Raw genomic sequence first — 25,773 nt, 5'->3', positions numbered from 1 at the left:
TCTACACCTCGTTCCATAGATAGACTTCACGTGTTCCCGTACGGACATTAGGAGGAATCATGAACTTGCATGTGAACCGGCCATTCTTGTCCGCCCGGATAGTATTTGGCAACGTCCCTGCCAATGTTCCGTTCAACGGAACCAAGTGGACCGGGATTCCGTCAAATGTCCCTTTGATATTGTCGCTGAACGGCTCAAAGCCCTCGCCAGATACCGTAATCTCTCGCTGCCTGATGTATGGCACGTTCTCGTCCAAAATCATTTTTGTTTCCGTTCGTGTCGTTCCGGTAGTCCGCCAGTCGGCCCACCATCCCCACACCTTCTTGGTTACGATAGATTCTTCGACCCATGTATCGTGAGAGGGGGTCAGACGGATCGTCGCCAAATTTCCAAACACCTGGTAAGGGTTCACGTTCATGGCCTCGGTCGCATACGTCTGATCGATCAGCACTTCCTCCTTGTAAGGCAGTGTCACCAGCCTTTCATGGAATCGAACCGTAGATGCCTGCTGCTCGACTTGCAGTTCAACAAACGTCTGCTCAAGCGGCAACTGCACCACCTTCTCCCTCGGATTCAACATGGCATCAAAAAGGGGGTGCGTCACATCCGCCCGTTCAAAGTTTGTAAAGTTATCAGTGAAAATTCCTTTTTTCAGGAGAGTGGGGTCGGAAATCTGGGCTTGTCTGTCCAAGTCGGCGATGGCTTGGTTGTACTCCGCCCGCTCCAGACGATCCAATAACGATCGGAGCTCCAACATGGTTAACCGTTTCGGCTTCCGGTTGGTCACTACGACCGCATCGGAGTTGGGAGGCAGATATATTTCTCCCAGCTCCAGGACATCAGGGGGCGACGATGGCGGATAAGGAGAGATGTCTGACTGACCGTGAATTACCTTCACTTCGCCCTCAAATGTTAGATAGTAAACGTCCTTGCGAGCCAAGTAAAACTCATACGTCGTCTGGAATGTCGTCCCTACGACCGGTTTGTCTCCGCTTAGCCATTTGATGCCGTCGTTCTCCAATTCCACATCGGTTCCTTCGACCATTACTTTCGTATACCGATACGTAACCGTGTAGGAGGTGCCTCCGGCTGGTTCGGCGCCAGCCAGGGACCAGTCCACTGTATCTCCGGAGAGTTGAAAGTCAACGCTCTTCTTGTACTCGGTGCTTCCCGCCCTCACGGAAACGATGTCGACGACAGGCGTTTTCGGCAACATATCGGAAGTGCCCGCCACGTTGCCGCGTGTGATCGTATCGGTTCGCTCAACTGTCGCAGTCACCTGGCGAATAGCCTTCACCGGCTTGGTATTAAGCGGATAATAGCTTGTTCCAGCGAGGTACGTCTTCGTTTCATTGACCACCATTCTCGTATCCAACGCCTTCGGTATGGATACTCGAATCGGAACGAGCTTGTCAATCTGATAGCCGAGAACATATGCCCGTCCGGCATCGACCACCAGCGTCACATTTTCAGCATCCTTCGGCTCGATATAACCATCCATGCCGGATACCAAAAAGGAACCGTTCGTATCATAGGTACGGCGTGCAAAGACCGGTGTAAAGCCTTCTAACTCCGGCGGAAGTTTCGCTGTCACCAACTCCCCGTCCACCAGTCGAAACATCGGCGTCGCCGCTTCATCGTTTAGTGTCCACGCCGGTTCAATGATAGTTCGCTGTCCACCGGGCATTCCGTAATTGGAAAACCCAACCGCTGGATCGTACAGGGTTGGGTCATCTTCGTAAGTGAGGCTTCGTGTTTCGACTCGAAGGCCGATGCTCTCCTCTCCCGCCCCGCTGATGGTCAGCGTTGTTTCCGGCAGATCATGGATGATGCCGTCCAAATACACGCGGGCGGGAGAGATGCGCAAAAGTGTTTTGTCTGCACTAATATAAAGTTGACCGCCGTCGATAATATGGCCGGCACCAAAAATCACATCGCCAATCTGCTTGTCCCTGAACAGCGACATAGCCTGCAGTTCATTCAGTTCGGCGGTTTGAATCCGTCTGCCACCGACAAAATCGATAGACTTCCATCGTTTCGAAGGATCAAAGCGATTATAAACCTGTTTCATGATAAACCTCCTTTACAGCTCCAGAATGTACTCGATGCTTTCCCGGTTTGTCGCTTCTCGCTCAACAGGCGATTGATTGGTAACTGTTAACAAAAAGCCCAAGTCAACGATTTCATCCATGGTTGCAACCTGTTTGTTTACCGGCAATCCTTGAGCGAGGAGTGTCCCTGCATACACCCCTGTTTGACGGTATGTGCAAAGCGGAAACTCGTCGTATCGAAGCCACGCCTGAATATAAACCCACCGGCAATCGGTGGCCCGCGCTTCCTCCTCGTCGATGATTCGCCATTTCTGCCCAACCTGTTCGATTGTCCCGTTTGTGTCGTCAGGCAAGACGAATCTCACCTGGTCGGCTCGTTTGAGAGCCACAATTTCGGAGATCGTTTGACCGTACTGCACATCTGGAACAATCTCGGGCGAATGGCTGTCCCAAGACGAAGTTCTTCCTACCGCTATAAAGACTTGACCGTTTCTGACCAGGTTAAAGGCCTGGAACGTTTTCATCCCTTTTACATCGCTTGTTTTCGTAGCTATGGGAAACACCCCCTAAGTCGTTATCGATACATTGCTTTTTTGTATCCGTAATGTTTGAGTCAAATAGGTCGCCTGTTCAAGAAACGTGATATTTGGCGACCACCAGCTTTTCCGGTCGCACCCGGCAGTATGGAGGGCGTACTGTTCGACGTGATGACTCGACTGCTTTTCATTGCCGCTCAAGTCATCGTCGGTCCTGTCTGGCATCGTAACGGCGGTGTACAGGTTCATGCCTGCCCGAGAAGTTCCACGTTGATACTCTACGTGATGGGACAATGAAACGGAAAACAGGTAACGAAATCCGGCCAGACCCATCAGTGCGACAAGACCACGGGCAATAGCCAGTGTTTCCGGTGTCGTATAGATAACAGACGACAACGGAGAAAACTCCCAACCGTCTGCAAGCACTCCCGATTCCGACAGTTCTACCCCCGCCTCCGGCATCAGCCTATACGATTCCTGCAAGCCGAAGCCTTGCGTCTTGAGTGTCTCGACGCTCATCGTTCCGTTTGACCGCAGCTTGGCAAGCAACTCTTCATCGTCTTTGGCGTCTAATTCTTTTCTCCATAACTCACGTGACGCATCTGATTGCAGATGGACAAAAAACGCCTTCCACAGTTCGCCGTCAACGTCCGGAAGCTCTTTTCCCGCTGCATCCATGATTGCCCGGATATGACGACTCTTTCGGTAGTATCCGGGCAAATAGACCATTAATTTGTCACCTGGTGTGCTCATTCGATCGTCACCACCGGATCTATTTGAGCATCAGGGAAAAGAATCACGTTTTCGGTCGGCGTGACCATGGATGCGTCCGCTGCTCCTGCGTTGATAACTGCCGACAAAATTCTGGCTGCGTAAAGTGTTCCGCCTACGCCGATTGTTCGGGTATAATCCAAAATCGCTTGTTTCGCTTTCTCGGCTTCAATCCCAATCGCCTGAACAATGATCGGTACCGTTTGCATGCGAACGCGGCGTACAACTGCATCCACTCCGCTTGGCTTGCGCCGATTGATCTCTTCCTGCACTCGCTCCACCAGATCGGGGATTGTGCCGCCCACGACGACGTCCACTGTGCCAATACCTCTTGCCATGTCTATTGCCTTGGCGTAAGTCGTACCCGTCACTTTGAGGGCCCACCGAACATAATCAGCTTCCGCTCCGCCACGCTCCGGGTTTCTCTTCTGCTGAAGGATCCGCTCACGCAAAGATTCGTCCGATTCTCCCGGCGCCCGCTTTAGACCATGATCTTCCGCAATCTGGTCCAGATACTCTCCTTTGGCAGTTACGGCAAAGGCTTGTTCCAATATCTCCCGGAACTTTTCCTGTTGAATGAACAATTCAAGGGCAATGGGGGCCAGTGCATCGTAAATGATCGATCCTTCGCTTTTATCCAGATCATCCGGGGCTGCTTGCAGCAAGCGATACAAGATTTCTTCAAAAGATTCCGACTCGATTCCCTTTACTGCTTTTACTGTTTCAGACATCGATCACCATCTCCACCGTTCCGTCTTCCACAATCAATAAAAAAAAGATTTGTAACGTATTGCCGCTCCACCGGAATGAAAACTTCTCGCACCGCTCTACCCCAAACAGATACTCAACTGCCTCCCGGACCAACCGTTTGGCTTCCGCCTGCTTCCATTCCCTTGTGCCATCGCCGCGGATTAGCGTTTTTAGCTCATTGCCGTAGTCCGATGAGTAGATCGGGAAGGTGTAGCGGTCAGTCATGAGCGCTTTTTTTACGTTTTGTATCAACGCGGCCTCCCCCTCAATAATGGAAGGCTTCCCTCCTGGACGGAGCACAAAATCTCCTGCATCAAAGTCAAACGCATATGTTCGCAATACAGGGACAATCGGCTTTTTTCCTTCTGTTCCCGGGTTTTCTACCCGGGTCATTTCCGGGAATATACTCATAACCCCACCACCCGGTCCATAATGTAGTAAGCTGAATTGACGGAAAGAACGAGGACCTTATCATCCGGCTTCAGAACGTCCTCAAACTGCATCTCTACATAGCTGTGCTTGTACGATGTGAAAGGGGCAGCCAGATCGTCCGTATCCAAAAAGTCCTCCCGTTTCGCATCTCCCAGGTCTCGCTCGGCCATCTCTTGATGGCTGATGGTCACAATGCGTTTGTGGCGTGTCAAATGTTCCGCCACCGTGAGGAATTCCTTCCCGAGTGGAACAGACATGCCGTCAATCAAGATTTTCAAATCGGGTGGAGGTGTTAATACCGTAGCCAGTTCGATCCTGATCTCTTTCGGAGCTGTTTTGAATGTTTTGCTTCCTTGGTCTTGACCAAGATTCGATAAGGCATACGCCAGCTTTTGGAATCCATTCACCTGCCGCTCACCTCCATCTGCAAATCCAATTTCATTTCATGATAGCCAGGCCGTATCGTATGGCTGTCGCCAAAAACAGTGAAGATCCCGGAAAGCTTGGTCAGCTCCTCGTATATCTCGATCCGCGTACCCGCGATAACATCATCGATCCCGAGCGCTGTCACGGAAGCCTGCTCCTTCACGCGGCTCAGATTCTCCAGCTCTTGTTTGGCTATCGAGATTTTGTTGTCGCGATCTTCGTCTTGTAATTCGATTACTTTTACGAGGTGACCATACCGCTTGGCTTTGGCGGAGTCTACTTCATCGTGAAGAACAGAAACGTATTCACTGTCACTTCCGATGACTCTCACGACCGTTCTCATTTCTGCTATCGATCGTTTCCGTTCTGCGCTTAGCAGGTTGCTGCCTTGCTGCAATGTCCATTGCTTGGTTTGGCCGCGCTGTGTACCCACAAATGCTTTTCCCTGATCAATCCAGCACCAGTAGCGGATTCCCGATGAACGGTACACCTGATTCAAAATGTCCGTTACCGCATCCCATACGGTTTTTCCGCGAATCGTTTGCTTTTCGACCGGAGGCATCTTGCCGATCCCTCCCACCGGTATCCCGCGCTGCTCAAAAATACGAAGGAGAAGCTGATCGGCTGGTTCTCCTGTGGTCACGACAACGACATCGTTGTTTAACAAGAAGAAACCGAAGTCATAGGCAACCGGATTCAGATCACCCTTGGACGTGATCCCCAAATCAACAACCATACCCGTAAACAGAGTGCGTGGCGAACCTGATACGTACGATATCAATTCCATTAGGTCGCCTTCTTCGATAGCTGCGTCTGGCCAAAACCGGTCTCGTCCGTTATTTGTTTTGACCGCGAGCGTTCTTTTTGCCTCCTGACGGCTTCCAGACCAAGTTGCTTCCGTAAAAGGGAGTCGAACCGCCTGTTGGCCAGGCTTTTGAAATTGGATTTCATAATGGTACCTGGGCAGCATCCGGATCTACTCCTTTCCCTTTGACTTCGATCTCGAGAGATATTTTTCAACGAGAGTTTGCTTCTCATCACTCGTTTTTTTTGTAGAGGAAACTTTGGCTTTTTTCGTATCCGGGCGTTTGCCTTTCCCTGTCGTTTGGAAAGGGATATTCACGGAGCGGCTCTCCAGCGTAACGAACCGATACTCTTTCAGCGTTAAGCTGAATTCAATATCAAAGCCATTCCACTCGTAACTGAAATCTCGGATGGTGACAGGGACATTGATGTCGCTCCCGGTCACCGTAAAACGAATCGGGTATCCGGTGTTCTTCCAGCGCTTGATGGTCGACACGAACTCTTCTGGCGAGGGGAAGCCGTCGTAGTCACAAAATCCCGGATCGTATTGATCAGGCCAGATTGTCGAGAATGAATACTCCTCCAATTTTGGCTCACCAATGATCGTGGCTTCTCCAATAGCTACAAGGTCGATATCTGTAAAACCGTGTCCGGTCTTTACCGATATAGTCGCCGGAATGACGGGCAGCCGAAGCTTTTCCGTGTTGTTGTTCCAAGTGAGCCAAAACTCAAGATGCTTGGTTTTCATCTCACCTACCTCCAATGAAAAAGACGCCCCTCGCATGAAGAGCGTCTTTTGGTATTTACTTGTATTTTACTGCGGTGCCGTAGCCAGTGTGCAAAGCCCCATTTAAACTATACCGAAAACAAATGACGGCATCTGCTCCTTGCTCTTTGGCCTTCTCCCCAATTAAATCAAGAATAAAATTAAAATCGTTTGTAACTTTTGGGGACGTTACAATTACTGTCCCTAGTGGCTCATAGTCCCGATTTAATTTATCCGAGGTTATGACCAAGATACGAGACTCATTGTTCGGTTCTTTTTTTCCGCCAAAAATACCCATATCAATACCCTCCTTAGCAGAAGATATTCTATGGTAGGTAAAATTTTACCTTCTAACCAATAACACTGTACATGTTTCTATTGAATGACCTTCATTACAAGCCATTTTGGATCGCGATTGATTATGATAACCATTTTTCAAAATCTTACTCAAGGGCGACCGTACCGGTTCCTGATAAAACATGGTTCAATCGATTAGCAATGGTTTCGGCCAATCTCTCAGCGAGCTGATTCAAATCGTCTCTATTGTTTAAGTTGTCGGTTTTCAATGAAACCTGGATTGTTGGACGGAAATCAACATAGGTCTGATTTTTACCAGGTTGACTTACTCCATCCTGGGCAATCGCACTGCTGTTAGTCAAAGAAGGTGTGTAACTTGGAACTTGACTGAAGCTTCCTTCCAAAGCCTGAATCAAAGAATCATTGCCTGCCTCCACACCTATCGCCATAGTCTCGGGGATTGCCATACCGCTTTCAGTCAAACGCGAGAACGGTCCCAGCTCCGCATCAGAGTGAGGAAGGTATTGATCTGCTCCTCCAAACACTGCGACGAGAGCACTAGTAACAGTACCTCCAACCGACAATATACCGTCTACAAGTGTGGTAATGATACTCTGACCACTCCCAAACAATTTGCTGATCCAGCCGTCAAACCAGCCGTCTATCGTAGTAAATGTGTTGAAGAACGTCGTTTTGATCGTATCCCAGGCACCTGACCAATCCCCGGTTATGAACTGGACGAAAGCTGTAAATAATCCTCTCCAGAATTCAAATAGCGTTCTGAAGTAAGCAGATAATCCTTCCCAAATCGCAAAACCGACACTGCTGATCCATTGCCAAGTCGAAGCCAAATAGGCGCTGACCGTCCCCCAGTTATCATACAGCCACCAACCTGCGGCAATCAGCGCGATGACAGCAGCGGTAACCAAAAGAATCGGCCACAGCGCAGTCAAGGAAGCGAGTCCAAAACCGCTCATAACCCCAATCATTGCTGCGAACCCTTGCGTCAATGGTAGCCAAATTGTAGCCAAGAACATCAACGGGCCAGCAAGCAGACCCAAGACAGAAAGAAGCATCAGAAAAGACACCGCTACCTTCGTGATAAATGGATGTTCTTTCGCAAAAGACCCAATGCCTTTCGCTATCTCTGTTAGCACCCCGACAATTGGCTTTACAATATTCAATACGGTATCGCCAATTGGTTGGATGGCGAGCCTCATTTCATTTGCCATAGCTTTCCAATCATCCTTCACTTGGTCAACGATTGCCCCTGTTTTCCCAGCGAACTCCTCCAAAGGTCCAGCATTTAGCATAGCAAAAGTAGCTTCACGCCCAAGGTCGGCGTACTGTCCTTTAAAAATAGCAGACATGATGTTATCCTGTGCAGCCTGATCTTCTAACGACATAATCCCTTTTATAATGTCGGAAACGGCTGCCTCAGCCTCTTTTCCTCCCGCTTTTAGTTGATCCAGCATGGCAAACAGCTTTTCTTCCCCAAATATCGGCTCAAGTGCTTTCAAAGCCCCTTCGTCCAGTGCTTTGTTCAGGTTTTTACTAAACCCCTGTTTGAACACTTCTCCCAGACCGCCGAAGCTGGACGCCCCTGCTTCTGTACCTGCTACAAACATGCCCATCATTTTTTCCGCGCTAATCCCGGCTTCTTTAAAATACGGGGAATACTTCCCGATGCTCTCTAGGATGTCACCCGCTTTCGTGCCGACTCTATCGTAAGCCGCAGTGATCAAATCGAGGCCTTTTACCGGGTCTGTTCCCCACTGTTCTTGCATCATATCCAGTGCTTTGGCTATATTGTCTTGATCAAGCTTGCCGAAAGAGATCTTTTCCAAAGCCAGCGCTCCCTCGGCCGCCTTTTCGATATCCTGGTGGGTGCCCGTCAACAGTTGGCGAAATCTACCGAAAGACTCTGTTGCCTGTCTTGGAACGTCTACCAAGCCCGAGGTGTACAACCCATGAACAGATTTGGACATGGAGATCATCTCCGCATCTGTTGCACCTACTTTAGCCTGAAGGATGTCCATGGATTGTTCCATGTCATAGGCCGATGTCGCTGCAAAGGATAAACCATCCTTTACCATTTGTCCACCGGACGAAAGAATGTTCCCCAATTCTTGCATTTGACCGACAGCTTTCTCTACAGACTCTATAGATTTAGCTGCATTTTCTCCTGCCTTCCCTGAATTCCGCAAAGCCCGATTCAAATGATCAATATTGCTGCTGTCAACTGAATCGACTGCTTGTTCAACCTGGGCTATCTTATTGGCTGCTTTGGCCGCGTCAAAATAAACCTCTGTGAAGGCTACACTTACATTCACAATGGAAATGTTGGTAATGCGATTGATCGTTCTTGCTAAATCAGAAATGGCATCGTCGATTTTTTCCAATACGTCAAGAACGCTGTTCAAGCTTTTCATGAGAGAGGAGAGCTGCTTGGACATGTTCCCTTGAATTTCAGGATTTGTACTGTTTCCCACCGGCTACCTCCTCCTCCCTTTCATACGTCGTCCTTTCGTTCGCTCCATTTTCTTGGTTTGCTCCGCTTTCCTCTCAATCTCCATCGCTGTCGAAACTAAGATGAACTGTCTCTCCCGCTCTGTGAGCTGCATAATCTCGTGCGGGAAAATATTCTTTTCTTGCCAAATATACGAATAGAGAGCCAGCTCAGGGCTCTCTTTTATGAGTTTTTTACCTCTTCCTCTGCCTCCTCGTCGTCGGCAAAATCGCTGATTCGGGCAATGGCCTCGTACAGCGAATCAATCTCACTTGGTCGGAAGATGCAAGGAATGACGTCAACAGCTGCAATTTTGCCGAATTTGGCGAGTACCTGCGGAGAGTCAATGCGGAAGTCGGTACGCTCTGTATCGATGCCGGCAATAATAATCTCCGCCTTCTGACGCAGGTCGTCAAACTCGACTTTGCGCTCCGCTTTGCCCTTTTTGCCCAACACGGATACCTTCAGAGCCGCCTTTCTTGCCTTGAAATATACCTCGCCAGATACGGAGCGGATGGGAAGCGCAACCTCTCTGCGCTTCCACAACCATACATCCTTTACGTGCTCCTGGGTGTCCATACTCAAAAATTCTTCCATCGTCAAAAATTCACTCACGGTTGTTTCCTCCTCTTCCCCTATTTTTAAATAAACTCGTAGTCGTCGACTGTGCCTTCCAGAGTCGTGTCTTCATCCAGCTCGCCATGCCCCCATTTGGCCAAAACGAGGGAGTCGGGAGAAAAGCCAGTAACAGCGACACGATACTTCCCAGCGACCGGATCATTTAGTTCGCCGATAAAATTGACCTTCTTTTCCGGATTAGCGGCGATTTCCTTAATAATTTCCTGGACGTCTGCCGTCCGTTCAAAAGTAGCAGTCATGCTGACCGAAGAAGACAATACGCGGTGACTTTTGCGGAGTCGACCCGCACGCTTGCTTTCTCCTTTTTCAAATTCCTCGGTAAGCTCAAATCCGATGCATTCCGGAAGCTCTTTGCCGTTTTGGTTGTAAAAATGCCCATGGGTACCCGAAAAAGTTGCTGCCATGTCACTTCACCTCAATTCGATTTGTTGTAAATATAGATTTTTTCGAGCGCATCTTGGTGCCGGAAGCCGGCGATAAAATGTCCAGCGTTGCGAGCCGGCGTATAAATGGCGTTATCCCCGTGGTAATCCGGGTCCTCGATGTACTCGTAGTCATCAGCGATTACCTCAAGCATTGCCAGAGGCTTGAACACTTCCCGTTTCATCATCTGACAAAAAGCCGCACGCCGTGCAGGACTGTTGCTATTGGGCTGCTGACGAATCCATTCCTTTCCTGCCTTCTCTTCCGCGTGCAAAATGGTATGGAATGTATCAGCTACTCGGATTTTTCCGTAGTCTTTTGACTGGTTGGGCCCCGGAATCGTCAGCGTGTTTACAGGCTCCTGAATGATCACCCGGTTGTTGTCCGTGTTCAGCATGAGAGCGCCAGCTTGTACCATTTCAATCAAGTCTGTAGCTTCATCCCACTCCACAGTCAGAGACTCAAATGGTGTGATGTACAGAGCCATCGTATAATTGAGCGGCATGGATGCCATGAGTGAGGCAATATAGATAGCAAGCTTGGCACTGTGATAGGTTTTTCCTCTCCAGTGAACCCCGCTCCCCACATTGACAACGGCCATATGGTTGGCATCCGTAGATGCTTTCATGGTCGCCTTCTTGTCTTTATCCCTGTTGCTGTCGCCGCCAAAAACAAACTTGACGTAGTTTCCGATCTCACATTGCTGCTTCGTCCAGTCCTCTGCAGCAGCGTTCAAAGCCGGGTCGGCGATTCCCAATGTAAACACACCGAATTTGCCTTTCTGTGTAGCCAAAGCGTTTTGATAGGCGGTATACTTTGTGGCCTCCACGCTTGTTCCGCTGTTTCCGCCAGACAGGATGACCCCCGCCGTTGGATCAGGCAGCCCATCGGCCAGCTTTTTGAGTACAACAAATTCACTGCCTTGGAAAGCTTCGACCAGCTCGTCGACGGTCCCGCCTGTCTGATTGTCTACCAACTCCGCACCTCGATAAACGAGTACATCGATTTTCGTATGGTCGATGAGATTAGGCTGTACGACAACTTTCAGGCTGTTGCCCAACTCGCCTTTGTGCTTTGCTTCCACCTTCAAAACTTCGGTGGCAGCGCCCTTCAATGTTGCGCTTGCGGCAGCAGCGCTCTCACCAGCCACCCGATAGAGCAAAACTTCTGTCGGATGCGGATCGGACGCCCAAATCAACTCAAATTCTTCCGTCGCACCAAAAATTTTCTGAGCAGAGGCTTTTGTACGGACGGTTACAAACTCCCCGATCGGCCCCCAATGAGCCACGATAGGAAGAGCCAGCTTCCCGCGAATCCCCATTGTTGTCTGCTCTTTGATAAACGACTTTAAAAAAGAGTACACGCCGGACAGCGCTTTTTCTTCTCCCGGTTGATATAGTCCCGCCATTTAAACCGCCTTCCTTTCCTTAAACTTCTGAATCCATTGCTCTGCCTCGGCGACCGTCATCTCCGCCGGTGCATCAAAAAAGGCGGCAATTGCTTCGGTTCGGTTTACCCCAAACTTTTGCTCAGCCACCTTCATGATTTGGTCTTTCGCATACGTTACCGATGCTTGGTCCATGTCAATTTCCTTTGATTTTGCGCGAGCCATACATCTTGTCTCCTTTTCTTAATGTCTCATCGTACCGTCGATGAATCACTTCCAATGGATCGTATTCCATCGGGGTATACGGGATATATGCCGTATACACAAGCTCGATTGATCGGTCAAAGCCATTTGGTTTGTACATCGTCAATCGACATTCCCGCAGAAACCCTACCTGCTGCTTGTCTGCACTGTAGAGCGGGAGGATCCAGCCCCGGTCTGCAAGACTCTGTCTAATCAGCAGAGACACATCCGTAAGCTGTTTATCATCCATTGCCATCAGGACAACATTCATTGTCGCCTTTTCCCGATAGACATCTGCCCTACGTGGTTCCGCGGTGCGCGAGGGCTCCTCGACGATCCACAATGGGCGTTGAAACTCATCTGGAGCCCTGAATGTTTCGGTTGGAATGCCCGTTGCGAGATTCAGCCAGCTGCATACCGAGAATACATCATCGCCCATGTTTCCCACTCGGAACAAACCTCCTTGCTAATTGGTTGAACTTCACTGTTACCAACTCATCCATGGTTGACTGCTCTACGTTGCTTCCCGTATTAACCACCTTTGAAAGCACCACCACCCCATTGAATCGTTATAAGCCAGAAAGCCGGACATCCATGGTAAGAAAACAGAAAAGCCACTCGGATTGATTCCGGGTGGCTTTCCATATTTGCTTACAGTACAAGATTATCATGGGTTTGGGAAAAAGGTTTCTCAGTTCTGTTTCAAAAGTAGATCAAGATTATATCGTCGGTGGGTCGGCTAAAACCGTAGGGAAGCTGCTTTTTATCAAGGGGGAGCAGATGTTTCGCCGAATATCCGACAGGTGGGGCAGTAAAAATTACTGTAAACAGCCCTTCTGATATCAAAACAGAGCGTTGGATTTGATAATCGACAGCAGTTTAAAAGACTCGAACTTTGATTTGTTTCTCCGCTCTTGTTCCCCCCATTACAAATCGATTGCTTTGTTAAATCAGCCTTCCGGTGGTTCGCACGCTACCTTCTCGGCAGGTAGGGGAGCATCACGCTCGGAATAATAAATGATTTTGTTAAATAGACCCTCCACTTGCTAACTGACTTCGTGTCCTATACCCTTGTTTATGTCGAAGAAGGGAGGGCAAAATAAATCATGTATGCTCAGGTTGTACGGTACTATCAATTTGGCGATCCCCAAAACGTGTTGAAAGTAGAACAGCGAATTATTGAACCTTTGAAACAAGATGAAATCTTGGTAAAAATGGATGCTCGGCCTATTAATCCTTCTGATTTAATTCCAATTCGTGGTGCATATAGGCATCGAATATGTCTGCCCGCAGTACCAGGATATGAAGGGGTAGGTACCGTTGTAGAAACAGGTCCCTTAGCTTCCTCCACTTTAATAGGGAAACGTGTTCTGCCCTTACGAGGTGAGGGGACATGGCAAGATTACGTCATATCAAGAGCGGTTTTAGCGATTGAGGTTCCTGACCAAATCAACGATGATGCAGCCAGCCGCTTGTACATAAATCCAATAACTGCGTGGGTTATTTGCACGGAGACGTTAAAGATTACTTCTGATCAGGTTTTGCTAGTCAATGCCGCTAACTCATCAATTGGCCGTCTATTCATTCAATTATCCTCTCTATTTGGGTTCAGAGTTATCGCGATCATCCGTCATACACGATATGCAGAGGAGTTGCTTAATCTTGGAGCGTGGCATGTAATCGATAGCTCAAGAATGTCTATTTACGATGCAACGATGAGTGTTACAAATGGACAAGGCGCTGATGCCTCTATTGATTCGATCGGTGGTTTAGATGGTTTTGAGTTGGCTCGGTCAACACGTCCCGGGGGGACTTTCTTGGCTTTGGGTCTTTTATCCGGGACTCAAGTAGATTGGGCGAGAATTTCAAAAGAACTTAGCGTTCATCCACAATTATTCTTGTTGCGACACTGGATTCAACAAATTTCCTTGTCTAGATGGCACGACACTTTTGAGAAGGTCATCGAACTTGTACAAAATGGTCAACTTAATTTCACAGCACCTACCGAAAGATTTGCTTTGCATTACGTAAAAGAAGCAGTGCAGTTTGCTGAAAGCAATAAACGGACCGGAAAAATATTATTAGTTTAAAAGTATTCAATAAGCGCCCGAAATTTCGACGTTTGCAAAATGTTTGCAAACAGACATTAACAAAAGAATGGCGCGGGTAGCTATCCAGCTGAAACCCGCGCCATTTCTACTTTTCCAATGGCGTCCCCGAGAGGATTCGAACCTCCGACCTACAGTTTAGGAAACTGACGCTCTATCCTGCTGAGCTACGGGGACATATTCGTTTACACTCCTTCTATTATAGGGCGATTTCGCGCATTTTGCAAACGAAGGACCAGAGAGCTTATCCCTGGTCCTTTCCCTTTTTATTTACTTTAATTAAACACCTTAATGGTGAGTAAACTGCTCTTCCTCAGTAGAACCAGTCAATGCCGTCGTCGACGATGTGCCTCCTGCAATTACCTGCGCGACCTCATCAAAATACCCGGTGCCTACCTCCCGCTGGTGGCGCGTAGCCGTGTAGCCGTACGCCTCGCTCGCAAACTCCGCTTGCTGCAGCTCAGAGTAAGCAGCCATGCCGCGGTCGCGATAGCCCCGTGCCAGTTCAAACATGCTGTAGTTGAGGGCGTGGAAGCCGGCCAGCGTGACAAACTGGAACTTGTAGCCCATATCGCCCAGCTCGTTTTGGAAACGGGCGATGTCTGCTTCATCCAGCTTCTTCTTCCAGTTGAAGGACGGCGAGCAGTTGTAAGCCAGCAATTTGCCAGGGTATTTGGCGTGAATCGCTTCGGCAAAACGGCGTGCTTCCTCGAGGTTCGGCTCAGACGTTTCGCACCAGATCAAATCGGCGTATGGAGCATAGCTGAGTCCGCGGGCGATCGCGGCATCGAGTCCGCCTCTCATGCGGAAGAAGCCCTCTGGTGTCCGCTCCCCGGTCAAAAACGGCTTGTCGCTGTCGTCGATGTCACTTGTGATCAAAAACGCTCCGTTTGCATCGGTCCGGGCTACGATCACAGTCGGCACACCCATGACATCTGCCGCGAAACGGGCCGCTACCAGGTTGCGAATGGCCGCCTGTGTCGGGATCAATACCTTGCCGCCCATATGGCCGCATTTTTTCTCTGATGCGAGCTGATCCTCAAAGTGTACACCCGATGCTCCCGCTTCGATCATGCCTTTCATCAGCTCAAAGACGTTGAGCGGTCCGCCAAAGCCGGCTTCCGCATCTGCCACGATGGGTGCAAACCAATAGGTGTCGCCCGTCCCTTCGGACTGTTGGATCTGATCTGCCCGCTGCAGTGCCTGATTGATCCGTTTGACCACCTGTGGGACACTGTTTGCCGGGTACAGGCTCTGGTCCGGGTACATCTGTCCGGCCAGATTGGCGTCGGCGGCTACTTGCCAGCCGCTTAGATAGATGGCTTTCAATCCCGCTTTTACTTGCTGGATCGCCTGATTCCCGGTCAAAGCGCCAAGCGCCTTGATGTGATGCTCCGTGTTGAGCAACTGCCACAGCCGCTCTGCCCCGATCCGGGCAAGCGTATGCTCGATTTGGACCGAGCCCCGCAGTCTGACTACATCTTCCGCCGTATACGGACGCTGCACCCCTTTAAACCGGTCTGTCTTCCAGCTTTCCTCTAATTGTCGAACAGCCTCTTGTTTGTTCATTTCTCCCACTCCCTTTTTTAATCAAGATAGGCATAGCCTGGAACGGTCAAAAACTCGGAAAACTCGTCGGCCGTCACCAGCTGGAGGAACAATTCCCCTGCCAGCTTGTATTTGCCGGTTTCGTACCGCTCCTGGCCGATTTGCTGTTTCAAGGTTTGCAGCTCTTCGCTCAGCCACTGGGTGACCAAAGCAGTCGTAATCTTGCGGCCATCCGGCAAAACACCCCGGCGGTGCTTGATCCATTGCCACACCTGAGCGCGGGAAATTTCCGCTGTTGCGGCGTCTTCCATCAGGTTGTTGATCGGCACGGCGCCATAGCCGCGAAGCCATGCCTCGATGTACTGAATCCCTACCCTGATGTTGGTGCGGACTCCTTCTTCGGTGATCTGGCCTTCCGGTACGGCCAGCAGGTCAGCGGCAGTTACATGGACGTCCTCGCGCTTATACCAGATCTGGTTTGCTTCCGGCATCAGGCGATTAAAGACTTCCATCGCCACCGGAACCAGTCCGGGGTGGGCCACCCAGCTTCCATCGTGTCCGTCGTACGCCTCCCGCTCTTTGTCTGCTTTCACTTTTGCCAGCGCTTCCTCGTTTTTTGCCGGGTCGTTTTTTACCGGAATTTGTGCGGCCATCCCGCCGATGCATGGTGCTCCCCGCCTGTGGCAGGTCTTGACCGCCAGTGTCGTGTACGCCCGCATAAAGGGCACCGTCATAGTCACCGTTGACCGGTCAGGCACAATCACATCGGGCCGGTTCCGCAGCTTTTTGATGTAGCTGAAGATGTAATCCCAGCGGCCGCAGTTTAGCCCTGCACTGTGTTCTCTCAGCTCGTACAGGATTTCTTCCATTTCAAAGGCGGCCAAAATCGTCTCGATCAAAACCGTTGCCTTGATAGTGCCTCGCGGTATGCCCAACTCATCCTGGGCAAAGCAAAAGACGTCGTTCCAGAGCCTCGCTTCCAGATGATTTTCCAGCTTGGGCAGATAAAAATAGGGGCCGCTTCCCGAATCGAGCAATATCCGGGCATTATGGAAGAAATAAAGGCCAAAATCGAACAAGCTGCCGGACATCGGGTTTCCGTGAAGCCTTATGTGCTTTTCATCCAAATGCCAACCGCGCGGCCTTACAATCAGTACGGCTGTTTTCTCCTTGAGGGCGTACTGTTTTCCCTCAGGGCTGGTATAGGAAATCGTTCTCCTTACGGCATCCCGCATGTTGATCTGGCCTTCGATCGTATTGGCCCATGTGGGAGAATTGGCGTCTTCAAAATCAGCCATGAATACCCGAGCTCCGGAATTGCACGCATTGATGACCATTTTTCGGTCTCCGGCAGGACCGGTAATCTCCACTCTCCGGTCCTGGAGATCGGTCGGCAAATCGTTCACTTTCCAATCGCCGTTGCGAATATGGGCTGTTTCAGGCAAAAAATCAGGAAGCTGCCCTGAGTCGATGAACTCCTGCTTCTTTCTGCGCAGCTCCAAGAGCTCACTCCTCCTGCCGCCAAAGGCGCTCTCCAGCTTGATCAGAAACGAGATCGCTTCCGGCGTAAGTATATCGGCGTACTGCGGCGGCATTTCGCCTGTAATCAAAACATCTGCCGGGTACTGATTGGTTTGAATCGCAGTCAATATGATCTCCTCCTCTCCTTGTGCAGGAAACGTTATAATACAGGTAAATTAATCTTTGTGTATTATAGTACAGTAGGTTCAAAAAAAATGGCTTTAATCCAATAGCCCGCTTCCACTGCAATGACTGCAGGAGATACATCCGTCACCATGGCAGTGATGGCATGCTGACCCGTGATCATCGCGCCCGGCGCCGCCGCACTGGGGACAATTCTGCTCACCGTTTCCTTCACAACGATAACAATTCATCCTTAACTCCTCCCATCAACTGTAGTAATACAATATTCGTAATGTTTGAAGTTATTATATAACAGTCATTTCTGTTGTGCAACACATTTTCTAAAAATTCCGCCACTCATTTAACTCTTTGTTTTTGCAGACAAAAAAGCAGCTTTCTGTATTAGAACAGAAAACTGCTTTTCTAGATAGCCAGAAATCATTTTGATCTGCATTATTTGGGAGCGATTTTCTCCAGACCACCCATATATGGACGAAGCACTTCCGGAATCAGGATGGTGCCGTCCTCCTGCTGATAGTTCTCCATCAGCGCGGCAACTGTCCGGCCAATCGCCAGTCCCGATCCATTCAATGTGTGCACGAACTCCGGCTTCGATTTGCTGTCGCGGCGGAAACGAATGTTGGCCCGACGCGCCTGGAAATCCTCAAAGTTGGAACAGGACGAGATCTCCCGGTACGTATTGTAGCTCGGAATCCACACTTCCAGGTCGTACTTTTTCGCCGCTGTAAACCCGAGGTCGCCGGTGCACATGCTCATGACACGGTAAGGCAGACCGAGCAGCTGCAGGATCTTCTCCGCATTTTTCACCAGCTTTTCCAGTTCCTCATAGGAATCTTCCGGCTTGACGAACTTCACCATCTCGACCTTGTTGAATTGATGCTGGCGAATCAGTCCGCGCGTATCGCGGCCTGCCGATCCCGCTTCCGAACGGAAACAAGCGCTGTATGCCGCATAGTAGCGAGGCAGCTCTGCACCATCCATGATCTCGTCGCGGTGCATGTTGGTTACCGGCACCTCTGCTGTCGGGATCAGGAAGTAATCTGGTCCTTCCAGCTTAAATGCGTCTTCCTCGAATTTTGGCAATTGACCTGTTCCCGTCATGCTTGTCCGGTTCACGATATACGGCGGCAGAAGCTCTTCATAGCCGTGCTCCGTCGTATGCAGATCGAGCATAAAGTTCATCAGCGCGCGCTCCAGACGGGCACCCAGTCCTTTGTAGAAAACAAATCGGCTGCCGGTCACCTTTGCCGCTGTTTCGAAGTCGATGATGCCCAGTTCTTGACCAAGCTCCCAGTGCGGTTTGGGCTCAAAAGAAAACTTTCTTGGCTCGCCCCACGTCCAGGCAACGACGTTGTCATCCTCCGACGTGCCTACCGGAACGCTCTCATGAGGAAGGTTGGGCAAGCTCAGCAGAATTTGCTCAAGCTGTTCATCGAGCTGGCGCAGTTCTTCGTCCAGCACCTTGATTCGGTCGCTTACTTCCTTCATCTCTGCGATCAGATGGTCAGCGTTCTCTTTGTTGCGCTTCAATACCGCTACCTGTTCGGATACAGTATTTCGTTTGTTCTTCAAGCCTTCCGCTTCCTGGATCAACTGGCGGCGCTTTTCATCCACCTCGGCAAACTGATCCAGTGCAGAAATATCCTCATTGCGATCCGCCAAACGGCGTCTTACTCCGTCTAAATCGTTGCGCAACACTTTTACGTCTAACATAGATACCCCTCCAACATCGTTGATTCTTCTTGCACGCAATGAAAAAACACCCGTCCCCTATGGTAAGGGACGAGTGTTGGTAACCCGCGTTGCCACCCTTGTTGATATATGCCTGCTTCCGTTTCCCGGCATATACCCGCTTGAATCCGCCGTAACGGGGCGGTGCCGGGCAAAGTTGATCCTTTGCCACTCAGAGATGGATTCCCTTGCAGACTGGGTCGGTTTTCACCTGCCACCGACTCTCTGGGCCAAGCGCTTGCAAAGTACTAGTCTCTTCATCGCGTTCCTTGTTTGTTATCTTCTATTGTTAACTGTACTACAGGTTCTATACCTGTGTAAAGATCGTGAAAAAAACCGGCACCATTATCGGTACCGGTTTTGGACATGCATCTTTTACGGACAATCAGCCACGGTATTCCTTCACCATGTCGACGAAGTATTGATGCAGCCGTGCATCCTCCGTCAACTCCGGATGGAATGCTGCCGCCAAATAATGTCCTTGCCGAGCAGCCACGATCTTTTCTTCATACTTGGCAAGTACCTGACCGGCTTCGCCTACTTCCATGATATACGGCGCCCGGATGAAAACGGCTGGATAATCCGCCGCTACTCCTGCGACCGGAAGCTCGACCTCAAAGCTTTCCTTTTGGCGGCCAAAGGCATTGCGCTCCACCTTGATATCCATCAATCCGAGATGGCAGTCGTCTTGGCCGTTTATGCGTTTGGCGAGCAAAATCGCTCCCGCACATGTACCGAATATCGGTTTTCTGGCTTGGCCAAACTCGCGCAGCGCTTCGATAAAACCGTATTTATGCATCAGCTTGCTGATGGTCGTGCTCTCTCCGCCGGGAATGACCAATCCGTCCAGATCTTCAAGCTCGTCCACTTTTTTAACTGCGACTGCTGTCGCACCTGCTGCCTCCAGCATGCGGATATGCTCAGCGACAGCTCCCTGCAAGGAAAGAACGCCAATTTTCATGATCGGTCACCTTACCATCCGCGCTCTTGCATGCGGTCTGCTTCACGCAGCTTGGAGATTTCCAGACCCGGCATAGCTGTACCCAGTCCTTTGGAGACGCGGGCAATCAGTTCATAGTCAGTGTAGTGTGTGGTTGCTTCTACGATCGCGCGAGCAAATTTCTCCGGATTTTCCGATTTGAAAATACCGGAACCTACGAATACGCCATCAGCGCCGAGCTGCATCATCAGAGCCGCATCGGAAGGGGTCGCTACACCGCCGGCTGCGAAGTTGACCACTGGCAGCTTGCCGTTTTTGTGTACGTATTCCAGCAGATCGTAAGGAGCACCGAGGTTTTTCGCTTCTGCCATCAATTCATCGTAGGACATGCTTTGCACTTTGCGAATTTGCGACTGCATGGTGCGCATGTGACGAACAGCTTCCACGATGTTTCCTGTACCTGGCTCACCTTTGGTACGGATCATGGACGCGCCTTCACCGATGCGGCGAAGAGCTTCGCCGAGGTCGCGTGCGCCACAGACAAACGGGACAGTGAATTCTTTTTTATTGATATGGTACATGTCATCAGCAGGAGTCAGGACTTCGCTCTCGTCGAGGTAGTCAACACCCATGGATTCGAGAACGCGAGCTTCGACGAAATGTCCGATCCGAGCTTTTGCCATAACCGGAATCGATACAGCATTCAATACTTCTTCCACGATACCCAGATCAGCCATCCGGGCTACCCCGCCTGCTGCACGAATATCAGACGGTACGCGCTCCAGTGCCATAACGGCAACAGCGCCGGCTGCTTCTGCAATTTTTGCCTGTTCCGCATTGACAACGTCCATGATGACGCCGCCTTTTTGCATTTCCGCCATACCTCTTTTAACGCGGGAAGTTCCTACTTGTACCATTTCTAAGCCCCCTACCCAATTGTCTTGTAATGCCTGCATCACATTGTAATGGTTGTCTTAATATTCACCATTGTAATCCAAGTTTGATTTTGGGTACAACCTTATTTGCCGGTTAAGCTGCTGAAAATATTGCTAAAGAACTGGATGATGCTGCGGAAGAACAGGCGGATCCAGCTGCCTTCCTCGACTTCTTGTCCAGCTACGAGGTCGACTCCGGCCTTGGCCATGTCCTCTGGCTGCAGGTAGTCGGTTTCTTTTGTTCCCTCTTCTACAAAGGCTACCTTTCCGATTACCTGATCTTTTTTCAATGGAGCAGTGAGCTCCTGGAACGTGACGGTTGGGGTGAATTTGCTCTCTGACCCGATTTTTGTCAGAGTCATTACCGCATTGCTTGTAACTGCCGGCACAGTCAGCTCCACGCCGTTTTTCACAGGAGCGGTTTCATACCCCTTGATTGGCACGCCTTTGTCGAGTTGTTTGGTTAGCTTGAAGTTGCTGAAGCCGTAATCAAGCAGTTTTTTCGTTTCGACAAAACGCTTGGTTATTTCTGCGTTTTTACCCCCAGCTCCCATTACAACACTGATGACACGCATATTGTCTCGTACTGCTGTACCTGTAAAGCAATAACCCGCAGCGGCAGTATACCCTGTCTTTAAACCGTCTACACCTTCATAATAGTTGGGAAGGCCGGGAAGCATCCAGTTGTAGTTTGCCTTTTTTATTTCATTTGGCATACCTGCCCGGAATGTTAAACGAGGAATTTTTGCTATTTCCAGTGCTTCTGGGAAGTCCCGGATCAACGCTCTAGCCAAAATAGCCGAATCCCGTGCAGACATCAGGTTTTCTTTTTGGTCGCTTTGAATGGAGTAGGGACCTAATTCATCAGCCGGCAATCCTGTTGAAGTTAGAAACTTTGTGTTCTTCATCCCCAGTTCTTGGGCTTTTTTATTCATCATAGCTACAAAGTTTTGTTCACTGCCTGCTATTTTTTCAGCCAGCAAGACAGTTGCATCATTTGCTGACAACACCGCCATTGCCTTATACAGTTCTTTTACGGTATGTGATTCGCCCAAATTTAAGTAAACACCCGACGAATCTGACATTTTAGCAATAAAAAACGCATATTCACTTACCGGAACTTTCTCGTCCCAGGTAATCTTTTTTTGTTTTACCGCTTCATTGACCAGATACTCCGTCATCATTTTACTCATGCTGGCAGGTGGCAGTGGTTGGTCAGGGTTGAGGCTATATAATACCTTACCTGTAGAAACCTCCACTAAAATCGCCGAACTGGCAACCAACTGCAAGTCAGCCTGCGGGGCAGCTCCTGCATTTGCTGTCATGGAACCCCACGCAGTGATAAAAACAGCGACAGAAAGGAACAGACCCGTCAATCGCTTCGTCCATGTTCTCGGTTTCATTTGAATCTCTCACCCTCCCACTTCTGTCGGTCTTGGCCACTAAAGGCACGGACACACATTTGTAAGTGTACCATAGAAAGCAACCCCACTTGAAGCTTGTTTCCACTAGTTTCCCGGTAGGAATGGCTAGAAAAAAACCCCTTTCGCAAATGGTCAAGACCCCATTTAGTGGACAGTAAGAAAAAACCCGACCGTTAGACCGACAGCTGACGTCTGAATTCAACAGGCGTCAGCCTTTTTAATTTTCGTTGTGGTCGACTTTGGTTGTAGAATTGAATATATTCCTCAATTCGCCTTTGTGCCTCATCCACACTTCGGATATCATAAGGGTAGAGCCCTTCCGTTTTGAGATGCGAGAAGAAGCTCTCCATCGAGGCATTATCATAACAGTTGCCTCTCCGAGACATGCTGATTTGGGCGCCAACCTTCGGCAACATGTCGTGGTAAGCGTAGGACGTGTACTGGAATCCCTGATCGCTGTGAACGATCAGTCCAGTCACGTCTTTCGTCTTTTTAAAGGCTTTCTCAAAGGTCCGTAGGACCAACTGATTGTCGTTGCGAACTCCAATGTGGTAAGCCACAATCTCATTATTAAACAAATCCTTAATAGCAGACAGGTAGAGCCACGTATCCGCGACACGATACTGTGTGACATCGGTTACCCATTTTCGATTAGGTGCATCCGCTTTGAAATTCCGCTGCATCACATTCTCAGCGACTCGTCCACCTTCGGTTGAAGCATAGTGACCTCGATATTTGCGGCGTATTCGAGAACGGAGCTTCATTTCTTGCATCAGACGTAGTACCTTCTTATGGTTGACCCATACCCCGTGATCTCGTAAGAGAAACAGCTGGGTTTGTCGATACCCATATTTACCATCATACTTCTTATAAACTACTTTGATGAGGTCTTTCACGGGCTTGTCCCGGTCCGCTTGTTGCCGTTTCAAGTATGCATAGTATCCACTTCTTGAGACTCCAAACAGCTTGCAAAGTTCACTAGTCGTATACTCACCAGCTACTTGCTTGATCGCCTCATACTTATGGGCTGCACCTCCCGCATCCAGATTTTCAAACACTTTTTTAGCATCGAGTTCTCTCGTTTTAGCTTTTTAACATATCGATCTTGATCAACATATTCTTCACGTCTACCTCGTTGATCCATCAACCCAAATTCGCCTAACTGTTTATATTTTTTCATCCATACTTTAAGCCGGTGGCGGTCCGGAATCCCCAGATGCTCCATGATTCGACGGTATGTCCATCCTTCTTCGATATGCAGTCGTATGGCTTCCACCTTTAATTCGTGAGAATAACTTCTAAACGTTTGCCCCTTTTTCACCATAAAAAATGCACCCCTTAAATTTCATCGGATTTACCAGGGGTTTAATCCAATGTCCATTCTAAGGGGTGCACTTCAAAACGGAAAGGGGTTTTTGATTCGATAGTCCTACGAAATAGAGTAGTTTGGCGCTTCTTTTGTAATTTGAACATCGTGCGGATGACTCTCGCGCAAACCAGCTCCGGTAATCCGGATGAACCGGGAATTGTCGATGAGCTCCTGAATGTTTTTCGTACCACAGTAGCCCATACCTGCGCGGAGGCCACCGATCAGTTGATAGACGACATCGGCCAATGGTCCTTTGTAAGGTACGCGGCCTTCGATACCCTCAGGAACGAGCTTTTGCGCGTTTTCCTGGAAGTAGCGATCCTTGCTGCCGGCTTTCATCGCACCGATGGAGCCCATGCCGCGGTATACCTTGAAGCGGCGGCCTTGGAAGATCTCGAATTCGCCCGGGCTTTCTTCTGTTCCGGCAAACAGGCTGCCGATCATGATCGCTGATGCGCCTGCACCGATTGCTTTTGGCAAATCACCGGAGTATTTAATCCCGCCATCGGCAATAATTGGAATATTGTATTCCCTGGCTACGCGGGCGCAGTCGTAAATGGCTGTAATTTGCGGTACCCCAATCCCCGCCACAACGCGCGTCGTACAGATTGATCCGGGTCCGATCCCTACTTTTACGACAGACGCACCGGCTTCGATCAAATCGCGAGTGGCTTCGCCAGTCGCTACGTTACCGGCTACGATGGTGAGATCCGGGTATGCTTGTCTCAGTTTTTTCACTGCGTTGCTGACGTTGATGTGGTGTCCGTGCGCTGTATCCACGACCAGAACGTCAACGCCCGCCTTCACCAATGCTTCTGCGCGTTCGAAAGTATCGGCGGATACACCTACAGCCGCGCCGCACAGCAGACGTCCCTGCTGGTCTTTGGCTGCATTTGGGTACTGAATCGCTTTTTCGATGTCCTTGATGGTGATCAGGCCCTTTAGCACATTATGCTCGTCCACCAACGGGAGCTTCTCGATCTTGTATTTTTGCAAAATGGCTTCAGCCTGCTGCAGGGTAGTCCCTACTGGAGCTGTCACCAGATTTTCCTTCGTCATTACATCTTTAATCGGAATCGAAAAGTCATGAACGAAACGAAGGTCGCGGTTGGTAAGAATTCCGACCAGATGATTTTGGCTGTCGACAATAGGAACCCCGGAGATGCGGTACTTGCCCATCAACGCGTCCGCGTCTGCGACGGTGTGCTCCGAACTGAGGGAAAACGGGTTGGTGATGACTCCGCTTTCAGAGCGTTTTACCCGGTCAACCTCACTGGCTTGCTGCTCGATTGTCATGTTTTTATGGATAATCCCGATTCCGCCTTGTCTGGCCATTGCAATCGCTAGTGCAGACTCCGTTACCGTGTCCATTCCCGCGCTGATCAGCGGAATGTTCAAGACGACCTTTTCGCTCAATCTTGTCGATGTATCTACATCACGAGGCAAAATTTCTGATTTTCCTGGAACAAGGAGAACGTCATCAAACGTTAAGCCCTCTTTTACGAATTTGTCTTCCCGCACAGGTATGAGCTCCTTTCGCCAAAATGTTTTATGCAAGTGTAACAAACGGCTTAATTTACTGTCAAGGTAACCTTTTAATGTTCGGTTATCTAAGCAATTATCCAGATAAATCAAAAAAAATAACAAGAGAGCGCTCTCATACACGAATGTTAGAAAGGTGATGGAAATGGATGCCTGGTCCTCTTTGCGCTTGCTGGAAACAGAACCGGCGGCACGCGCTTTTTTATACAAACACTATCACAGCAAAGGTATCGTGCAGGCTGAGCGACTCGCTTTTCAACAAAGCACGCGTTTTCTATACACATGGAAACAAGCACGCTTGTTTTATGAATCGGCCGCGAAGACACCCCTGTCCATTAAGCCCTTGCTGCTGTTCTACGGCTGTATTCATCTGTTGAAGGGATGGCTCATCGTCATCGATCCTGACTATCCGCAGAACAGCAAGGTTCTTCAACACGGTGTGACTACGAGGAAAGTCAAAAAGAACGGTTATCAATT

General features: G+C 49.6%; 27 protein-coding genes, 1 tRNA gene and 1 other annotated feature (1 of these 29 only partly in view). Of the genes, 2 read left to right on the top strand and 26 right to left on the bottom strand.

Translation table 11 applies throughout. The annotated features are described in order from the left end of the window. Position 1 precedes the first annotated feature (1 nt). From NST37_RS00225 to NST37_RS00155, 15 genes are all read right to left on the bottom strand, one after another. Positions 2-2,071, bottom strand: a complete 2,070-nt coding sequence (locus NST37_RS00225) for a DUF4815 domain-containing protein (RefSeq protein WP_243014948.1) — start codon at positions 2,069-2,071, stop codon at positions 2-4. 12 nt (positions 2,072-2,083) lie between these two features. Further along, positions 2,084-2,575 carry a hypothetical protein gene (locus NST37_RS00220; protein WP_243014949.1) on the bottom strand — a complete coding sequence of 164 codons (492 nt, stop codon included), beginning with the start codon at positions 2,573-2,575 and terminating at the stop codon, positions 2,084-2,086. Positions 2,576-2,617: 42 nt separating this feature from the next. Next, positions 2,618-3,340: a hypothetical protein gene (locus tag NST37_RS00215; RefSeq protein WP_122959006.1), complete on the bottom strand. Its 723-nt coding sequence runs from the start codon at positions 3,338-3,340 to the stop codon at positions 2,618-2,620. Next, positions 3,337-4,089 (bottom strand): baseplate J/gp47 family protein, encoded by a 753-nt coding sequence (locus NST37_RS00210; protein WP_122959005.1) that lies wholly within the window; start codon positions 4,087-4,089, stop codon positions 3,337-3,339. The genes NST37_RS00215 and NST37_RS00210 overlap by 4 nt, the downstream gene beginning before the upstream one ends. Then, on the bottom strand, positions 4,082-4,519 hold the full coding sequence (locus NST37_RS00205; RefSeq protein ID WP_122959004.1) for a DUF2634 domain-containing protein: 438 nt from the start codon (positions 4,517-4,519) through the stop codon (positions 4,082-4,084). The genes NST37_RS00210 and NST37_RS00205 overlap by 8 nt, the downstream gene beginning before the upstream one ends. Beyond that, the gene (locus NST37_RS00200) at positions 4,516-4,947 is read right to left on the bottom strand and encodes a DUF2577 domain-containing protein (protein ID WP_243014950.1); all 432 of its coding nucleotides are present in this window, start codon (positions 4,945-4,947) and stop codon (positions 4,516-4,518) included. Before NST37_RS00200 ends, NST37_RS00205 begins: the two co-directional genes overlap by 4 nt. Beyond that, positions 4,944-5,753, bottom strand: a complete 810-nt coding sequence (locus NST37_RS00195; RefSeq protein WP_339186069.1) for a hypothetical protein — start codon at positions 5,751-5,753, stop codon at positions 4,944-4,946. The genes NST37_RS00200 and NST37_RS00195 overlap by 4 nt, the downstream gene beginning before the upstream one ends. A 189-nt stretch (positions 5,754-5,942) precedes the next feature. Then, positions 5,943-6,518 (bottom strand): hypothetical protein, encoded by a 576-nt coding sequence (locus NST37_RS00190; RefSeq protein ID WP_243014952.1) that lies wholly within the window; start codon positions 6,516-6,518, stop codon positions 5,943-5,945. A gap of 55 nt (positions 6,519-6,573) precedes the next feature. Beyond that, positions 6,574-6,834, bottom strand: a complete 261-nt coding sequence (locus NST37_RS00185; protein WP_243014953.1) for a YbjQ family protein — start codon at positions 6,832-6,834, stop codon at positions 6,574-6,576. A gap of 145 nt (positions 6,835-6,979) precedes the next feature. Continuing rightward, entirely contained in the window at positions 6,980-9,325 is a 2,346-nt protein-coding gene (locus NST37_RS00180) for a phage tail tape measure protein (protein ID WP_279041555.1), read from the bottom strand. A gap of 200 nt (positions 9,326-9,525) precedes the next feature. Continuing rightward, entirely contained in the window at positions 9,526-9,957 is a 432-nt protein-coding gene (locus tag NST37_RS00175; protein WP_122958998.1) for a hypothetical protein, read from the bottom strand. 26 nt (positions 9,958-9,983) lie between these two features. Further along, positions 9,984-10,385 carry a phage tail tube protein gene (locus NST37_RS00170; RefSeq protein WP_122958997.1) on the bottom strand — a complete coding sequence of 134 codons (402 nt, stop codon included), beginning with the start codon at positions 10,383-10,385 and terminating at the stop codon, positions 9,984-9,986. An 11-nt stretch (positions 10,386-10,396) separates the two neighbouring features. Beyond that, positions 10,397-11,812 carry a phage tail sheath N-terminal beta-sandwich domain-containing protein gene (locus NST37_RS00165; protein WP_122958996.1) on the bottom strand — a complete coding sequence of 472 codons (1,416 nt, stop codon included), beginning with the start codon at positions 11,810-11,812 and terminating at the stop codon, positions 10,397-10,399. Continuing rightward, the gene (locus NST37_RS00160; protein ID WP_122958995.1) at positions 11,813-12,016 is read right to left on the bottom strand and encodes a hypothetical protein; all 204 of its coding nucleotides are present in this window, start codon (positions 12,014-12,016) and stop codon (positions 11,813-11,815) included. Further along, positions 11,988-12,473, bottom strand: coding sequence for a hypothetical protein (locus NST37_RS00155; protein ID WP_122959015.1), 486 nt, complete (start codon positions 12,471-12,473; stop codon positions 11,988-11,990). Before NST37_RS00155 ends, NST37_RS00160 begins: the two co-directional genes overlap by 29 nt. A 667-nt stretch (positions 12,474-13,140) precedes the next feature. On the opposite strand from NST37_RS00155, the gene NST37_RS00150 reads away from it, so the two are divergent. Next, positions 13,141-14,124 (top strand): zinc-dependent alcohol dehydrogenase family protein, encoded by a 984-nt coding sequence (locus tag NST37_RS00150; protein WP_327956148.1) that lies wholly within the window; start codon positions 13,141-13,143, stop codon positions 14,122-14,124. Between the two features lie 118 nt (positions 14,125-14,242). Here NST37_RS00150 and NST37_RS00145 read toward each other — a convergent pair. The 11 genes from NST37_RS00145 to guaB all read right to left on the bottom strand — a co-directional run bounded on the left by NST37_RS00145 (position 14,243) and on the right by guaB (position 25,275). Beyond that, positions 14,243-14,319, bottom strand: a tRNA-Arg gene (locus tag NST37_RS00145). Positions 14,320-14,430: 111 nt separating this feature from the next. After that, positions 14,431-15,711 carry an isocitrate lyase gene (gene aceA, locus NST37_RS00140; RefSeq protein ID WP_311067901.1) on the bottom strand — a complete coding sequence of 427 codons (1,281 nt, stop codon included), beginning with the start codon at positions 15,709-15,711 and terminating at the stop codon, positions 14,431-14,433. Positions 15,712-15,728: 17 nt separating this feature from the next. Beyond that, positions 15,729-17,339 carry a malate synthase A gene (gene aceB / locus NST37_RS00135; RefSeq protein WP_031933540.1) on the bottom strand — a complete coding sequence of 537 codons (1,611 nt, stop codon included), beginning with the start codon at positions 17,337-17,339 and terminating at the stop codon, positions 15,729-15,731. A gap of 62 nt (positions 17,340-17,401) precedes the next feature. Continuing rightward, on the bottom strand, positions 17,402-17,557 hold the full coding sequence (locus tag NST37_RS00130; protein ID WP_172920533.1) for a hypothetical protein: 156 nt from the start codon (positions 17,555-17,557) through the stop codon (positions 17,402-17,404). Between the two features lie 230 nt (positions 17,558-17,787). After that, a complete protein-coding gene (gene serS, locus NST37_RS00125; RefSeq protein ID WP_003392668.1) occupies positions 17,788-19,068 on the bottom strand; it encodes a serine--tRNA ligase in 1,281 nt (426 codons plus the stop codon). A gap of 62 nt (positions 19,069-19,130) precedes the next feature. Then, positions 19,131-19,356, bottom strand: a binding site (T-box leader). A gap of 115 nt (positions 19,357-19,471) precedes the next feature. Next, entirely contained in the window at positions 19,472-20,050 is a 579-nt protein-coding gene (pdxT, locus tag NST37_RS00120) for a pyridoxal 5'-phosphate synthase glutaminase subunit PdxT (protein ID WP_171505955.1), read from the bottom strand. A gap of 8 nt (positions 20,051-20,058) precedes the next feature. Beyond that, complete coding sequence (pdxS, locus tag NST37_RS00115; RefSeq protein ID WP_003392664.1) at positions 20,059-20,943, bottom strand: pyridoxal 5'-phosphate synthase lyase subunit PdxS; 885 nt, start codon at positions 20,941-20,943, stop codon at positions 20,059-20,061. Between the two features lie 101 nt (positions 20,944-21,044). Continuing rightward, positions 21,045-22,364 (bottom strand): D-alanyl-D-alanine carboxypeptidase family protein, encoded by a 1,320-nt coding sequence (locus NST37_RS00110; RefSeq protein ID WP_024984188.1) that lies wholly within the window; start codon positions 22,362-22,364, stop codon positions 21,045-21,047. A gap of 194 nt (positions 22,365-22,558) precedes the next feature. Next, a complete protein-coding gene (locus tag NST37_RS00105) occupies positions 22,559-23,443 on the bottom strand; it encodes an IS3 family transposase (RefSeq protein WP_155808033.1) in 885 nt (294 codons plus the stop codon). Continuing rightward, the gene (locus NST37_RS00100) at positions 23,383-23,709 is read right to left on the bottom strand and encodes a helix-turn-helix domain-containing protein (protein ID WP_024985204.1); all 327 of its coding nucleotides are present in this window, start codon (positions 23,707-23,709) and stop codon (positions 23,383-23,385) included. Before NST37_RS00100 ends, NST37_RS00105 begins: the two co-directional genes overlap by 61 nt. A 105-nt stretch (positions 23,710-23,814) precedes the next feature. Then, the gene (gene guaB, locus NST37_RS00095) at positions 23,815-25,275 is read right to left on the bottom strand and encodes an IMP dehydrogenase (RefSeq protein ID WP_003392661.1); all 1,461 of its coding nucleotides are present in this window, start codon (positions 25,273-25,275) and stop codon (positions 23,815-23,817) included. 166 nt (positions 25,276-25,441) lie between these two features. Here guaB and NST37_RS00090 point away from each other — a divergent pair, with 166 nt between their 5' ends. Beyond that, positions 25,442-25,773, top strand: the start of a protein-coding gene (locus NST37_RS00090; RefSeq protein WP_141334284.1) for a YaaC family protein. Its footprint extends 667 nt past the window's final position; the window shows 332 of its 999 coding nt (coding positions 1-332); its start codon is at positions 25,442-25,444; its stop codon lies beyond the right edge, outside the window.

The sequence above is a fragment of the Brevibacillus sp. FSL K6-6036 genome (assembly GCF_037964015.1).
GTDB lineage: Bacteria > Bacillota > Bacilli > Brevibacillales > Brevibacillaceae > Brevibacillus > Brevibacillus borstelensis.
The sequence above is the reverse complement of the archived record's forward strand: the minus strand, read 5'-3'. Positions and strand labels throughout refer to the sequence as shown.

What these genes read in the sequence shown, in the direction of transcription:
- NST37_RS00155 (WP_122959015.1), bottom strand. Translation starts at nt 12,473, where the DNA reads ATGGGCGATGATGTATTCTCGGTATGCAGCTGGCTGAATCTCGCAACG.
- NST37_RS00190 (WP_243014952.1), bottom strand. Translation starts at nt 6,518, where the DNA reads ATGAAAACCAAGCATCTTGAGTTTTGGCTCACTTGGAACAACAACACG.
- NST37_RS00100 (WP_024985204.1), bottom strand. Translation starts at nt 23,709, where the DNA reads ATGGTGAAAAAGGGGCAAACGTTTAGAAGTTATTCTCACGAATTAAAG.
- NST37_RS00205 (WP_122959004.1), bottom strand. Translation starts at nt 4,519, where the DNA reads ATGAGTATATTCCCGGAAATGACCCGGGTAGAAAACCCGGGAACAGAA.
- NST37_RS00220 (WP_243014949.1), bottom strand. Translation starts at nt 2,575, where the DNA reads ATGAAAACGTTCCAGGCCTTTAACCTGGTCAGAAACGGTCAAGTCTTT.
- NST37_RS00150 (WP_327956148.1), top strand. Translation starts at nt 13,141, where the DNA reads ATGTATGCTCAGGTTGTACGGTACTATCAATTTGGCGATCCCCAAAAC.
- serS (WP_003392668.1), bottom strand. Translation starts at nt 19,068, where the DNA reads ATGTTAGACGTAAAAGTGTTGCGCAACGATTTAGACGGAGTAAGACGC.
- NST37_RS00195 (WP_339186069.1), bottom strand. Translation starts at nt 5,753, where the DNA reads ATGGAATTGATATCGTACGTATCAGGTTCGCCACGCACTCTGTTTACG.
- NST37_RS00215 (WP_122959006.1), bottom strand. Translation starts at nt 3,340, where the DNA reads ATGAGCACACCAGGTGACAAATTAATGGTCTATTTGCCCGGATACTAC.
- NST37_RS00110 (WP_024984188.1), bottom strand. Translation starts at nt 22,364, where the DNA reads ATGAAACCGAGAACATGGACGAAGCGATTGACGGGTCTGTTCCTTTCT.
- pdxS (WP_003392664.1), bottom strand. Translation starts at nt 20,943, where the DNA reads ATGGTACAAGTAGGAACTTCCCGCGTTAAAAGAGGTATGGCGGAAATG.
- NST37_RS00210 (WP_122959005.1), bottom strand. Translation starts at nt 4,089, where the DNA reads ATGTCTGAAACAGTAAAAGCAGTAAAGGGAATCGAGTCGGAATCTTTT.
- NST37_RS00170 (WP_122958997.1), bottom strand. Translation starts at nt 10,385, where the DNA reads ATGGCAGCAACTTTTTCGGGTACCCATGGGCATTTTTACAACCAAAAC.
- NST37_RS00185 (WP_243014953.1), bottom strand. Translation starts at nt 6,834, where the DNA reads ATGGGTATTTTTGGCGGAAAAAAAGAACCGAACAATGAGTCTCGTATC.
- NST37_RS00225 (WP_243014948.1), bottom strand. Translation starts at nt 2,071, where the DNA reads ATGAAACAGGTTTATAATCGCTTTGATCCTTCGAAACGATGGAAGTCT.
- aceA (WP_311067901.1), bottom strand. Translation starts at nt 15,711, where the DNA reads ATGAACAAACAAGAGGCTGTTCGACAATTAGAGGAAAGCTGGAAGACA.
- NST37_RS00165 (WP_122958996.1), bottom strand. Translation starts at nt 11,812, where the DNA reads ATGGCGGGACTATATCAACCGGGAGAAGAAAAAGCGCTGTCCGGCGTG.
- NST37_RS00160 (WP_122958995.1), bottom strand. Translation starts at nt 12,016, where the DNA reads ATGGCTCGCGCAAAATCAAAGGAAATTGACATGGACCAAGCATCGGTA.